The following is a 13,644-nucleotide window of genomic DNA, read 5'->3' on the forward strand; positions in this document are numbered from 1 at the left end:
CTTTCTATTAGCCGGATACTACCACAGGGCCTCGCATGGCGCGGCGACAAAATTCATTTTCTGGGGCTGCCTCACGTTGTGATAAAATCCCGCCCCTTTGTTTAGCCAACCCGGATGATTTTTATGCAGGCGCAGCGTTTTTCCATCGCCCCCATGCTGGACTGGACCGATCGGCATTGCCGTTATTTCCACCGTCTGATGACCCGCCAGACCTTGCTCTATACCGAAATGGTGACCACGGGTGCCATCATCCATGGCAAAGGAGATTATCTGGGTTACAGCGAGCAGGAGCACCCCGTCTCCCTGCAGCTGGGTGGCAGCAATCCGGCGGATCTGGCCCACTGCGCCAAGCTGGCCCGGGAGCGCGGCTATGACGAGATCAACCTCAACGTCGGCTGCCCGTCCGATCGGGTTCAAAATGGCCGCTTCGGTGCCTGCCTGATGGGTGAACCGGCGCTGGTGGCCGACTGCGTCAAGGCGATGCGCGATGTGGTCGATATCCCGGTGACGGTCAAGACCCGGATCGGTATCGACGATCAGGACTCCTACGAATTTTTGCAGGCTTTTATCGAGCAGGTGCGTGATGCCGGTTGCGATACCTTCATCGTCCATGCCCGCAAGGCATGGCTCAGCGGTCTGAGCCCACGTGAAAACCGCGAAATCCCGCCGCTCGACTATCCCCGCGTCTATCGGGTCAAACAGGATTATCCCGAGCTGACCATAGCCCTCAACGGCGGAGTCACCAGCCTCGAGCAAACGCTGGAACATCTGCAGCAGGTGGATGGGGTCATGATGGGGCGTGAGGCCTACCAGAACCCCTACATACTGGCGCAGGTAGACAGCCAGCTGTTCGGTCTGGCGAGCGAGATCCCGAGCCGCCATGAGGTCGTGCGAATGATGCTCCCCTACATGGAGCAGGAGCTGGCCAAAGGCAACTACCTCTCCCACATGACCCGCCACATGCTGGGCCTGTTCCAGAACATGCAGGGAGCCCGAGCCTGGCGTCGTCACCTTAGCGAGAACGCCTGCAAGCCGGGCGCCGGCATTCAAGTTGTGCTGGATGCCATGGCCAAGGTGCCGGAATTCGCCAGCGCCGAATCGGTAGAGTAATCATGTACCGCTTCACGGGTTCATGGCTGCACAAGGCAGTCGTCCGGCTCTGCGCCGGACTGTTGGCCATCCTCGGCATCAAGCTCAGCGCCTTCTACTTTCTCGGTCTGCTGATCGTGCTGGGCCTGCACAAGGATCATTTGCTGAGCTGATCCTTGTCACCTCCCTGCCAACCAATGAAAAAGCGGGTAACACTAGGTGTTACCCGCTTTTCTCTATGGGGCCATCGCTCCTGAGCTACTCCCCCTTGTCCACAAACTGCAGTTCGGGCGCAAATGATGTCAGTACGTCGGCACAGTAGTCCCAGGTCGAGATGCGATAGTGCTGCAGATCCTCATCCAGATGCAGACCCTCCGACTCCTGATGGAACCAGCTGGCGAAACGGGACGGGGTGATGAGCTGGATCTGCTCCTCGATGGCATGGCTCTCCTTGCCTTCCGACAGATCACAGTCCTCCATGACCCGAACGGCGAAGATATGACGAAAATAGACTCGACACAGGATCTGTGGCGGCAGATCGATACTGCGCGCCCGACCCAGCATGACGGTCAGGGAGTCACTCCAGATATCCTGATGAAGCTCGGCCACAACCAGGCCTGGGGGGAGTTGGCGGGACGGAGCCCAAGGTACGGCAACCTGCCGAATGGCATTTTTCTGTTCCATCATCCACCTCACTACGGCGCACGCCATATCTTGAGTGTATCTGAAACAAATTCCGCTGACGATGGCAATAAAAAACCCGGCTGGCGCCGGGTTTTGCACGATTACTTGACGGCGTCTTTCAGCGCCTTGCCTGCCACAAAGGACGGCACATTCGCGGCTGCAATCTGGATTTCTTTACCAGTCTGCGGGTTACGGCCAGTACGGCCAGCGCGATGGTTCACCTTGAAGGTACCAAAACCCACCAACTGCACGGCATCGCCTTCTTTCAGGCTCTGGGTAATACCATTGATGATCTCTTCCAGAGCCACTTTGGCCTGAGCTTTGCTCAGATCTGCTTTGGCTGCAATTGCATCGACAAGTTGAGCTTTGTTCATAACATTTCCTTTATGATCGGGCATTTAGCACCGGGCCACTCTATTCAAAAAAAAACACTCAGGCAAAGGCTTTATCAGCCAGATTGGCTTGAATGCTGGGGTTTTCATCAAGATCTGCGGAAATAGTCACATATCTCGCCACTTCGTTATCGTGAGCGACAGGAAGGGGAGAACAAATGATGACGTCTTGTAGCCAAAACACCACCTGACGTAACAATATCCCCATACACCTATTGACGGTCAACCGGATTTTCCCTAGTTATAGAGAGTGTCGTCAGTCAATAAGAAAGGCCGGAGGCCTGTAGCGATAGCACTCCATGCCTATGCCCCACGGAGGGATTATGTTAACTGAACTGGAAAAAACAAAGCGCGCATTGGCAGGAAAACACCGTGCTATCGATGACTGGCTGGATGCCAGGCAGGCACTGCTGGTCGAATACATGCGGCTCGCCGGGCTGACCCCCGCCCGCAACAAACAACGCTCACTGCCCAGTCCATCCGAGCTGCAACGCTTTTGCGATCAGCTGGTCGACTACGTCAGCGCCGGTCACTTCGAGATCTACAACCATGTGGTCGCCGCCTTTGAACAGGCCAGCGGTGACAAGCTGGAACTGGCCAAGCGCATCTATCCCCATATTCGGGAATGCACTGAATTCGCACTGGAATTCAACGACAAGTACAGCAATGCAGACGAAGCTCAAATGTTGCTGCTTGATGAGGATTTGAATCAGTTGGGCCCTGTGCTGGAGGATCGCTTCAAACAGGAAGATCGGCTGGTCAAGGCACTGCAAGTGGTAGAGTCACTCAGCGCCCAACGGGTTTGATATCCAATTTCGGAGCCAGTTCAAGATCCTGATGCGCAAGGTGCATTACACTCTATGTCATGACCTTATAGCGCTAATCCCTATTGCTGACAGGAGATGATAATGTCCGAGCGTCGCCGTTTCTCACGGATCCTCTACTTGACCATGGCCGACCTCGTCCAGGGAGATAAAACATGGCGGACCCAACTGGTCGATGTCTCTCTGCAAGGGGCGCTTCTGATCCGGCCCGATGACTGGGAGAGCCGTGATAACAAAGAGTATGAACTCGGCTTTGTCCTGAGCGGCAGCGACATCGAGATCAAGATGCAGGTGGAGCTGACCCATGAAGCCAGCAAGAAACTAGGGTTCTACTGCCACCATATCGATATCGACAGTGCGACCCACCTCAAGCGGATGATAGAGCTCAATGTCGGCGACGAGGACTTGCTCCACCGCGAACTGGAACAACTGCTGGATGAGCACCTGGAACATCCTCATCCCTGAATACCAGTCCAGAACCAATAAAAAGGAGCGCTGGTTTGCGCTCCTTTTTATTGCTGAATCTTCACACTGTGCAAACAACGCTGGATGTGGGGTTACAACGCCTCAAGCGCATCTGCCAGCTTCTTCACCGGTACCACTTCCATCCCCTCGATAGGGTGCTTGGGTGCATTGGCATAGGGCACTATGGCACGGCGGAAACCATGTTTAGCCGCTTCCTGCAACCGCTCCTGGCCAGACGGCACGGGCCGGATCTCGCCGGACAGACCCACTTCGCCAAAGACCACCAGATCCTTGGGCAGGGCCTGGTCACGAAAACTGGAGACCATGGCCAGCAAGAGAGCCAGATCCGCACTGGTCTCTTCAACCTTGACGCCCCCCACTACGTTGATGAAGACATCCTGATCCGCCATCTGCAGCCCGCCGTGACGGTGCAGCACAGCCAGCAGCATGGCAAGCCGGTTGTGATCCATCCCCACCGCCACCCGACGCGGGTTGGAGAGCTGGGAGTAATCCACCAGCGCCTGCAGCTCGACCAACAGTGGCCGGGTGCCCTCCCAGATCACCATGACGATGGATCCAGGCGCCTGCTCTTCACCCCGGCTGAGGAAGATGGCTGAGGGATTGCTCACCTCACGCATGCCCTGCCCCGTCATGGCGAACACACCGAGTTCGTTGACGGCACCGAAGCGGTTCTTGTGGGAGCGCAGGGTGCGAAAACGCGAGTCATTGGCACCATCCAGCAGCACTGAGCAGTCGACACAATGTTCCAGCACCTTGGGGCCTGCCAGGGTGCCGTCCTTGGTGACGTGGCCCACCATGAAGATGGCGACGTGATTCTGCTTGGCATAACGGGTCAACAGGGCCGCGGCCTCCCGCACCTGGGAGACGGAGCCGGGGGATGACTGCACATCCGCCACATGCATCACCTGAATGGAGTCGATGACCATGATCTGCGGCTGCTCCTGCTGAGCTATGATGCAGATCTGCTCGACGCTGGTCTCCGACAGCATCCGCAGCTTGTCGGTGGGCAAGCCCAGCCTGCCGGCGCGCATAGCCACCTGCTGCAACGACTCTTCTCCCGTGACATAAAGGGTCTTCATCCGCTCGGCCAGACCACACATGGTCTGCAGCAGCAGAGTGGACTTGCCCGCCCCCGGATTACCGCCGATAAGAATGGCAGAACCTGGCACCACACCACCGCCGAGCACCCGATCCAGCTCCTTGAAACCCGAGGAGAAGCGGGGGATCTCTGTGGTGGCGATCTCCGCCAGCGTCTGTACCTGACTGCCGATGGCGCCAGCGTAGCCGGTATAGCGGGCGTTCTTGCCCGGCGTCACCGACCCCAGACGAACCTCGGTGATGGTGTTCCACTCCTTGCATTCACCACACTGGCCTTGCCAGCGTGTGAAGTCGGCACCACATTCGGTACAAACATAGGCAGTTTTATTTTTGGCCATGGATAACTCGGGGACAGGATGAATTCCTGCTTGATATACTTGTTTGCGACCGACAGATCAAACCCAGAATCGGAAAAATGACTTTCCGTGGCAGGAACACATGGATTCAGAACAACAACAACACTTGATCGAACAGCTCATTCCTCTGCTCAGAGAAAAAGATTTCGATGACATCTTCAACCGCCTGACTCAAGGTGAAAACAGCAACAGCCGTTTTCTGATCAAGATGGAGATCAAGCGCAGATGTACTCCCTGCCGGCGGGTCATCGACATGCGTGACGAACTGGGAGAGGAGTGCCTGGTTCATGAGTTTGAAGGGGTCACCCACTTCATGCCTGCCGAGGCCATAGGCCTGTTCCAGTCCCAATGCTATCTCTATCGCGATCTGTACACCCTCGGCGTGTACGAGACGCTGCAATATTGGCAGAAGCACCACCAGCACAAGAGCGACAATCAGTTGCAGCCGCCCACCAGCCCCTTTCGACAATTCGACGTCAATGCCATTCCCTTCGCCAGCTACTATGGTCGACGTCAGGAGCGAATGCACTTCAGCTCCCCCGTGGTGATCAAGTTTGCCGATGGAGAAAAGCTGTTTGCCAAAAGCTCGGATCTCTCCATCGGCGGCATTCGCGTCTCTGTCTCCTATCTGCCCAATTACCAGACCGGTGCCCAGGTCGAAGTCTTCTTTACCGGCCTGGAACGGGACCATCCCAACCCAGTGCTGCACCAACCGGTCAGCTACCAAATCCTGGGGGAAGAGAGCAAGGAGGGGAAATATTGGCTGAGGCTGGTCAAGACAGGTGAGCACCCGGGTTTTGATGCCTTCCTCACGGAATTTATCGAGAACAACAAGAGCCGCTATCGGGTCAGTGTCGACTACCTGCTGTCGGCCGCCATCATCAAGGGCTACGAGCAGTTCTACCTGCCTCGCATGACCGGCATGCCGCTGTTCTTCGGCTCGGGAGACAGCCCCAGCCTCGAGATTGCCCTTCGCACCGAGAATAACCAGCACATTCTCGAATACTGGCGCGATGCCAAGAACCGCGACATGCTCGCCAGCCTCTTTTCGGCAGCCCGTATGCAATCACTGCTGCCCGCAGCGGGTACCTTGCGTGAGACCCTGATCTACTGCTTCACCCACTCGGTTCGCAGCCACCTCTATTTTTTCTCCGCCACCCTGGAAGAGTTGCAGCAGAGCGGCCTGACCTCACTATTTTTCCAGGTTGGTGCTCGTCGGCCCAGCTGGCGCGTCTATAAATTCAGCCTCGAACGCTGCGCGCTGCACGAGGCAGATCTAGCCAGCCAACAGAACCAGGAGAGCCTGCAGTTGCAGGACATGCTGCTGCAAGAGCGGCTCAAGCAGATAAGCCATGTCGGCTTGTTGCAGGAGATTGGCCTTGAAAACCAGCGGGAAGAGTTTCAATACGACGCCACTTTGCAGCACAACGCCAACGAGTTGCAGCGCTTCGGCCACGATACAGGGGCGGCCCCCTTTGAAATCGAGACGCTGCACTATGTTCAACTGCGCAAAGAGGCACGCTACATCCACAAGACTGCCGTTGCCATCAAGCATAATGGCAAGGCATGGCTAGGTTGGACTCGCGACATCTCGGCCCACGGCATGCAGATAGAGCTGGAAGAGGCTATCGATTGCGCGAAAGACGACATAGTCACCATCGCCTTGCCCCGTTTGCAGGAGCTCTCCAAGAGCATGGACTTGCAACACCTCTCCTACCGGCTGGTCAGCATCAACCAGACACGGACTGTGCTGCATCTCTGCATCGAGGGGGACCCGGAGCGCCATACCGGCCGCCAGTTCTTCAGCCTGCTGATCGAAAGCAACCAGAACAAACTCAAGGCGGCGCAGGAACAGCGCCGTTATCGCGGCATGGCCAGGGCGCTGCGCAACATCTACACCCACCATGTCTTCAGTACCCCTGTGTACATCAACAAACTGAAGGGAGCTCCGAGACCGGCCTCCATCGGCCATGCCCCTCATACGCGCAGCCTGTCACGTCTGCTGCGGGCCTATGCCGAGCGCAGCGATCAAGACAACCTCTATCCCCTGTTCCAGGGAGACCTGCTCAAACAGCTGGTCATGAACCCGCTGCGCGCCATCGAGCGTGAGGACAAGCCCCAGGAGGAAGAGGTCTACATCGCCAGCCTGCATACGCCAGCCGGCCTGCCCGTGTTTACCAGCCGATTGGCCAGCAGCTTTCAGAGCCTGGCGGAAAAACGCAGCTTCATCGAACAGGCCTTGCGCCAGGGGGACTTCTACTCTGTGCTGGTCGGCATCTCCCGCACCGGGCGACCCGACACCAACTTCATCGCCAACGAGCTGGATTACATCGCCAAGTTCGCTATTCACAAGGCCAAAAAGCTGGAAGAGGAGCTGTGGAGCGTGGTGGGCGTGGGTGAGTTGACCGATACCAGTCAGGCCACCCTGTTCCGGCTCGGCATCACTGCACCGCAACACTGAACCCGCCTGAACGAAACAGGGCGCAACATGCGCCCTGTTTTTATTGTCATGCCGCCTGCGGGTTGAGCAGCCACGCGAGGATCTGCGGGAAGTGATCCTCCTGCGCCTGCGGCGCAGTCAGCATATTGATGTGATCGTAATCGAGCCGGTTGCCGTTATCCTTGCCAAGCCTCGTGTGGCGCGCAGCTGACCCCATCTCGGCAGTGAAACGACGCACATCGGTCGGGTGACCCAGCACCTTGTCAGCCTTGGCCGAGATCATCCAGAGCGGCGGCCAGTTGACCCGCGCCGCGGCTTCGTCATAGGAAAAGCCGTCAAACGGGTCCTGCCAGGGACCACATTTGACCCAGGGAATCGTCTCCTGCAAGTAGCGCAGCGGTTCGTCATCCGCCCCCATCTTCAGACGGCGGGCCGCCAGAAAACCGGTACGACGGGCCAGCCAGGGCGCCAGTCGATTCCAGATGAGATCCACCTTCAACCAGCGCTCGGGGTTTTGTACCGATACCCCGCGCTTGGTGCCAAAAAACACCAGGCTGGCGATCTGCTCGATCAGCTCAGGAAAACGCACCAGGGTCGAGGCCATGATGACGCCACCCCAGGAGTGGGCCATCCAGTGCAGCTTGAAACCGCTGTGACGCGCCGCAATCCAGCTGTGCAAGGCGGGCAGATCCTCGGTGATCAACTCATGCTGGCCATGCTCCGACTGCTCGGCGATGGCCGGAGTGCTCAAGCCCCGCCCCCGCAGATCGGCTACATAGACCTGATAACCGTGGCGTGCCAGAAAGCAGGCCAGCCCCTTGCCCGATTCGGTGTAGAAGATGCGGCCATTCTCGATGGCGCCATGCACCATCAGGATCGGCTCGCCATGTACCGCCACCCGCGGCTGTATGTGGCGCACATGCAGTTGATGTGCGCCACAGGGGATAAACAGGGATTGCTGTAACAGTTCCATCTCGATGTGACGTCCTCCGTGACGTGGGGTCAGTTGTGCGCGGCTAATCAGGGGTCAGCTGCGATCCCAGCGACGATCGCGACAGGCAAGAGCCCCCAGCAGGCAGATCACCCCTTCCAGGTCATGATGGTTTAGGGTGGCCGCAGCCTGGGCCCGCACCAGCGGTTTGGCGTGAATAGCGATGCCGAGTCCGGCCACCCCCATCATTTTCAGATCATTTGCGCCATCGCCAATGGCCACTGTCTGGGCAGGACGAATACCGAACGCGGTCGCCAGCTGTTGCAGCACGTCTGCCTTGACGCTGGCATCGACGATGCGCCCGCTCACCTGGCCGGTCAGCTGTGCCCCCTCGACTGCCAACTCGTTGGCGAAGATGGCATCCAGCCCCAGCGCCTGCTGCAACTCACCAGCGAAACGGGTGAAACCGCCCGAGGCGATCGCCACCCTCCAACCGGCCTGCTTGAGGGTATCGACCATCAGCTGCAGCCCTGGCATCCAGGGCATCTGAGCCGCCACCTCATCGAGAATGGTCACTGGTGCGCCCGCCAACAGGGCGACCCGATTACGCAAACTGTCGGAAAACTCCAGCTTGCCCTGCATGGCGGCGGCCGTCACGGCGGCAACCTGATCTCCCACACCAGCCAGACGGGCAATCTCGTCGATGCACTCGATCTGGATGGCGGTAGAGTCCATGTCCATTACCAGCAAGCCGGGCTCGCTCAGGGTCGGCAGCGCGGACAGATGGCAGATGTCGATGTCCCACGCTTCAGCCTTGAGCAACTGCACCAGCTCGGGGGAAAACCTGTCCGTGCCCAGCAACAGCAAGGGCACCCCGGCTGGTGTGCTCGGCGGATAGAGCTGCGCCTGAATATCCTGCGCCGCCAGCAGCTCGGCCAGACACGCCAGATGGCGGGTGGCAAGAGGCTTGCCAAACAGCACCAGCCAGGCGCCGTCCAGCGGCTGGGCAACGGGCAGCAAGGCTTGTGGCGTCAGCTGCCACCAGGGGGCGCTGTGCAGGCACTCTGGCCACTCGGACAAGGCAGCGGGTAATTGGGACAACAGCATAGAGATAGAGCCTTCCTTGGTGATCATGGGGTTACAAAACTGGCCCAGAGTAGCGTATTGCTTTTTGTACAGGCAAGCGCCAAGATCCCGCCACCGCTTGTCATCAGGAGGCTCAACGCTTGCGTCATCTTCCCATCAAACGCGTTCTCAGCCTGGGCGCCGGTATACTGCTCGGCCTCTGGGTGCTCGGTGTGCTCATCCACATGCAGAGCGAGAGCCAGGCCTCGCTGCACAGCGAGGCGCGCAACCGGGCGCAGGCACTGGTCGCCTATGCTGCCCGCGACATGAAACGCTGGATCAAGGAGGACAAAAACAGCGAGCTGGAGCGGCTGGCCCAGGATCTGGCCGCCGAGCCCGAGATCCTCGATGCCACCCTCTATGATGCCCGTGGCATTCCCCTCGCCCAATCGGATCAGGCCGTGCCACTGGACAGCCTGCTCCCCATCGGCGGTGACAACAAGTCGCTGCCTGAACAGGGCAAGGGACGCATCCAGTTTGTGCAGGAGATACTGGATGAGGAACAGACGCTGGGTTACCTGCGCATCACGCTGGAAGAGCATCAATTACTGGCGGAGAAGGACACCCGGCTCAAGGTGATTCAGGAAAAACAGCGGCTGATGCTGCTGGTGGCGCTGCTGGCCGGTCTGCTTATCTCCTATGGTGTACGCCGCAACTACATGCGGGTGCGCAAACACAAGAAGAAGAGTCCGCCCTCATCGGATACGCCGGCAAGCTGAACCGGCAACAGGACAGTCGACTCATAAAAAAACGGCGACCCTAGGGTCGCCGTTTTGCATGATGTGAATGGGGATTACTTGTCGCCCAGCAGGACGGAGTCCAGCGCGATTTCGATCATGTCGTTGAAGGTCAGCTGACGCTCTTCGGAGGTGGTCTGCTCGCCGGTACGGATATGGTCGGAGACGGTGCAGATGGTCAATGCCTTGGCACCGTACTCTGCGGCCACGCCGTAGATACCGGCAGCTTCCATCTCGACACCCAGGATGCCGTATTTTTCCATGACGTCGAACATGGAGGGATCCGGGGTATAGAACAGGTCGGCGGAGAAGATGTTACCCACACGCACCGGTACGCCCTTGTTCTTGGCGGCTTGCACTGCATTGGCGACCAGGTCGAAGTCGGCGATGGCAGCGAAGTCGTGATCCTTGAAGCGCAGACGGTTGACCTTGGAATCGGTGCAGGCACCCATGCCGATCACTACATCGCGCAGTTTCACGTCTTCACGCACGGCACCACAGGAACCCACACGGATCAGGGTCTTCACACCGTAGTCGGTGATCAGCTCTTTTGCGTAGATGGAGCAGGACGGAATGCCCATGCCGTGGCCCATGACGGAGATGCGACGACCCTTGTAGGTGCCGGTAAAGCCGAGCATGCTGCGCACGTCACACACCTGCTCGACGTTCTCCAGGAAGGTTTCGGCGATGTACTTGGCGCGCAGGGGGTCACCCGGCATCAGTACGGTATCAGCAAAGGCGCCATCTTTCGCATTGATATGAGGAGTTGCCATTCTCTTGATTCCTTCACACTAGGTTGAGTTTTATTGTCTTTATTGGTTGCCCGCCACCTGGGTGACGGGCGGGTAAATTACAGGAAGCTGGTACCGTATTCCAATTTCGGCAAACCGTGGTAGGCCGCTATGCTCTGGCCGATGTCGGCAAAGGTCTCGCGACGACCGACGGAACCCGCCTTGACCGGCTTGCCGAAGAACAGCACGGGGATGTATTCACGGGTGTGATCCGTGCCACCCCAGGTCGGATCGCAGCCGTGGTCGGCGGTCAGCACCACCACATCGCCGTCCTGCAGTATCTCGAACAGCTCCGGCAGGCGGGAGTCGAAGTACTCCAGCGCATCGGCGTAGCCCTTGACGTCACGGCGGTGACCGTAGGAGGAGTCGAAGTCGACAAAGTTGGTGAAGACGATGGTGTTGTCACCGGCCGCTTTCACCTCTTCCAGAGTGCGATCCCACAGCTCGGTCAGACCCGTGCCCTTCACCTGCTTGGTGATGCCCTGGTTGGCATAGATGTCGGCGATCTTGCCGATGGAGACCACCTGACCACCCGCTTCTTTCATGTAATCCAGCACTGTCGGCGCCGGCGGCAGCACAGAGTAGTCGTGACGGTTGCCGGTACGCTTGAAGTTGCCCTTGCCGCTGCCCACGAACGGACGCGCGATGACGCGGCCTATGTTGTAGGGCTCCAGCAGCACGCGCACTATGTGGCACAGCTCATAGAGCTTCTCGAGGCCATAGGTCTCTTCGTGACAGGCGATCTGGAACACGGAGTCGGCAGAGGTGTAGAGGATCGGCTTGCCGGTGCGCATGTGCTCTTCGCCAAGGTCATCCAGCACCTGGGTACCGGAGGCATGGCAGTTGCCGAGGTAACCCGACAGCCCAGCCTTCTCGACGATGGCGTCCAGCAGCTCCTGTGGGAAGCTGTTGTGGTGATCGGTGAAGTAGCCCCACTCGAACAGCACGGGCACACCTGCAATCTCCCAGTGGCCGGACGGAGTGTCCTTGCCGGAAGAGAGCTCCTGAGCGAAACCGTAGGCACCGACAACCTCGATATCCTTCTTCAACCCTTCCGGGAAGTAGCCGGAAGCGAGTTCGCCCGCATGGCCCAGACCCAGCTTGTTCAGGTTCGGCAGATTGAGGGCGCCACGGCCTTCAATGTCACCCGCCGCGCAGGCCTTGGCGATATGGCCAAGGGTATTGGCGCCCACATCTCCGAACTTGTCGGCATCGGCAGCAGCGCCAATACCGAAAGAGTCCATCATCAGAATAAAGGTACGTTTCATGGGTTTTCCCCTTGTTACAAATCAGCCAGACCGATGCGACGGTAAACCTCAGGCAACGCCTGGGGCTGGGTATCACCGATCTTGACGGCCGCCTGCACCATGCTGGCAGCCTGAGCAAATTGATCTTCAGTTTGAGCGTGGATCAGCGCGAGCGGCTTGTCAGCATCGACGCTTTGACCCAGTCGGATAAAGTCGGTCAGACCGACGGCGTAATCGAGCTTGTCACCCGCCGCGCGGCGACCGCCACCCATGGCAACCACGGCCAGACCCAGTTCGCGGGTATCCATGGCGGTCACGAAGCCGGCATTGGCTGCATACACAGGGCGCACAATAGCAGCCTTGGGCAAGTGACTGTCATAACGTTCCATGAAATCGGACGGACCACCAAGGCCAGTGACCATGCGACCGAAGATCTCGGCCGCTTTGCCGTTGTCCAGCACCGCCTGCAGTTTGCGGCGAGCATCGGCGTCATCGCTGGCCAGATGGGCAGAGATCAGCATCTCGGCACACAGGCTCATGGTGACTTCGTGAATGCGCGGGTTGCGATATTCACCGGTCAGATAACGCACCGCTTCACGCACTTCCACCCCGTTACCGGCGCTGGAGGCCAGCACCTGGTTCATGTCGGTCAGCAGGGCAGAGGTGCGGCAACCGGCACCGTTGGCCACTGCCACTATGCTCTTGGCCAGCTCTTCGGACGCTTCGAAGGTCGGCATGAAGGCACCTGACCCCACCTTGACGTCCATCACCAGCGCTTCCAGCCCGGATGCAAGCTTCTTGGAGAGGATGGAGCCGGTGATCATGGCGATGGATTCAACGGTCGCCGTGATGTCGCGTACCGCATAGATGCGCTTGTCGGCGGGCGCCAGATCGCCGGTCTGGCCAATGATGGCCACACCCGCCTCTTTCACCACTTTCAGGAAACGATCGTTGTCGACCGAGGTCTGGTAGCCGGGAATGGCATCCAGCTTGTCCAGAGTACCACCGGTATGACCCAGGCCACGACCGGAGATCATGGGCACGAAGCCACCGCAGGCGGCGACCATGGGGCCCAGCATCAGGGAGACCACATCACCCACGCCACCGGTAGAGTGCTTGTCGACAATGGGGCCCCCCAGATTGAGGTGCTCCCAGTTCAATACCATGCCGGAATCACGCATGGCACAGGTCAGGGCGACCCGTTCATCCATGGTCATGTCTTTGAAGTAAACCGCCATCGCCAGCGCCGCAATCTGGCCCTCGCCTATGGTGTTGTTGGTAATGCCCTGAACGAAGAATTGAATCTCTTGGGTACTGAGCGCTTCACCGTTGCGCTTCTTACGAATAATTTCTTGAGGCAAAAACATCTTTCATTCCCTCCGCCATTGCTGGCGTTACATAAGCCGTTATCCCTGCCCGCGCGCCGTCTGGCGGGGGCATAACA

General features: G+C 58.6%; 14 protein-coding genes. 6 read left to right on the top strand and 8 right to left on the bottom strand.

Annotation, left to right across the window (positions count from 1 at the left end):
- Positions 1–123 precede the first annotated feature (123 nt).
- Positions 124–1,110, top strand: a complete 987-nt coding sequence (dusA, locus tag ONZ54_RS19345; protein ID WP_125596815.1) for a tRNA dihydrouridine(20/20a) synthase DusA — start codon at positions 124–126, stop codon at positions 1,108–1,110.
- A 2-nt stretch (positions 1,111–1,112) separates the two neighbouring features.
- A complete protein-coding gene (locus ONZ54_RS19350) occupies positions 1,113–1,262 on the top strand; it encodes a hypothetical protein (RefSeq protein WP_021140465.1) in 150 nt (49 codons plus the stop codon).
- An 85-nt stretch (positions 1,263–1,347) separates the two neighbouring features.
- Here ONZ54_RS19350 and ONZ54_RS19355 read toward each other — a convergent pair whose 3' ends face one another.
- Together ONZ54_RS19355 and hupA are read right to left on the bottom strand one after the other, a co-directional pair.
- Positions 1,348–1,773: a hypothetical protein gene (locus ONZ54_RS19355; protein ID WP_005320448.1), complete on the bottom strand. Its 426-nt coding sequence runs from the start codon at positions 1,771–1,773 to the stop codon at positions 1,348–1,350.
- A 101-nt stretch (positions 1,774–1,874) separates the two neighbouring features.
- Entirely contained in the window at positions 1,875–2,147 is a 273-nt protein-coding gene (hupA, locus tag ONZ54_RS19360) for a nucleoid-associated protein HU-alpha (RefSeq protein WP_005305063.1), read from the bottom strand.
- Between the two features lie 341 nt (positions 2,148–2,488).
- Between hupA and ONZ54_RS19365 the strand changes: the two genes are divergently transcribed.
- Entirely contained in the window at positions 2,489–2,971 is a 483-nt protein-coding gene (locus ONZ54_RS19365) for an Rsd/AlgQ family anti-sigma factor (protein WP_005320446.1), read from the top strand.
- A gap of 102 nt (positions 2,972–3,073) precedes the next feature.
- Positions 3,074–3,454, top strand: a complete 381-nt coding sequence (locus tag ONZ54_RS19370; protein ID WP_005320440.1) for a PilZ domain-containing protein — start codon at positions 3,074–3,076, stop codon at positions 3,452–3,454.
- A 92-nt stretch (positions 3,455–3,546) separates the two neighbouring features.
- Here the strand turns inward: ONZ54_RS19370 and radA are convergent, their stop codons facing one another.
- Positions 3,547–4,911 (bottom strand): DNA repair protein RadA, encoded by a 1,365-nt coding sequence (gene radA, locus ONZ54_RS19375; protein ID WP_005320438.1) that lies wholly within the window; start codon positions 4,909–4,911, stop codon positions 3,547–3,549.
- Positions 4,912–5,011: 100 nt separating this feature from the next.
- Here radA and ONZ54_RS19380 point away from each other — a divergent pair, with 100 nt between their 5' ends.
- Complete coding sequence (locus ONZ54_RS19380; protein WP_271786937.1) at positions 5,012–7,390, top strand: PilZ domain-containing protein; 2,379 nt, start codon at positions 5,012–5,014, stop codon at positions 7,388–7,390.
- Positions 7,391–7,436: 46 nt separating this feature from the next.
- Here ONZ54_RS19380 and ONZ54_RS19385 read toward each other — a convergent pair whose 3' ends face one another.
- The gene (locus ONZ54_RS19385; protein ID WP_271786938.1) at positions 7,437–8,342 is read right to left on the bottom strand and encodes an alpha/beta hydrolase family protein; all 906 of its coding nucleotides are present in this window, start codon (positions 8,340–8,342) and stop codon (positions 7,437–7,439) included.
- A 54-nt stretch (positions 8,343–8,396) separates the two neighbouring features.
- Positions 8,397–9,407 carry a phosphoserine phosphatase SerB gene (gene serB / locus ONZ54_RS19390; RefSeq protein WP_271786939.1) on the bottom strand — a complete coding sequence of 337 codons (1,011 nt, stop codon included), beginning with the start codon at positions 9,405–9,407 and terminating at the stop codon, positions 8,397–8,399.
- 119 nt (positions 9,408–9,526) lie between these two features.
- On the opposite strand from serB, the gene ONZ54_RS19395 reads away from it, so the two are divergent.
- Entirely contained in the window at positions 9,527–10,144 is a 618-nt protein-coding gene (locus tag ONZ54_RS19395) for an AhpA/YtjB family protein (RefSeq protein WP_021140887.1), read from the top strand.
- Positions 10,145–10,218: 74 nt separating this feature from the next.
- Here the strand turns inward: ONZ54_RS19395 and deoD are convergent, their stop codons facing one another.
- From deoD to deoA, 3 genes are all read right to left on the bottom strand, one after another.
- Positions 10,219–10,935 (bottom strand): purine-nucleoside phosphorylase, encoded by a 717-nt coding sequence (gene deoD / locus ONZ54_RS19400; protein WP_005320418.1) that lies wholly within the window; start codon positions 10,933–10,935, stop codon positions 10,219–10,221.
- Positions 10,936–11,012: 77 nt separating this feature from the next.
- Positions 11,013–12,221, bottom strand: coding sequence for a phosphopentomutase (locus ONZ54_RS19405; RefSeq protein ID WP_271786940.1), 1,209 nt, complete (start codon positions 12,219–12,221; stop codon positions 11,013–11,015).
- 14 nt (positions 12,222–12,235) lie between these two features.
- Positions 12,236–13,567: a thymidine phosphorylase gene (gene deoA / locus ONZ54_RS19410; protein WP_059112475.1), complete on the bottom strand. Its 1,332-nt coding sequence runs from the start codon at positions 13,565–13,567 to the stop codon at positions 12,236–12,238.
- Between the last annotated feature and the right edge of the window lie 77 nt (positions 13,568–13,644).

The organism is Aeromonas salmonicida (genome assembly GCF_028355655.1).
In the GTDB taxonomy this organism is placed as follows: domain Bacteria; phylum Pseudomonadota; class Gammaproteobacteria; order Enterobacterales; family Aeromonadaceae; genus Aeromonas; species Aeromonas salmonicida.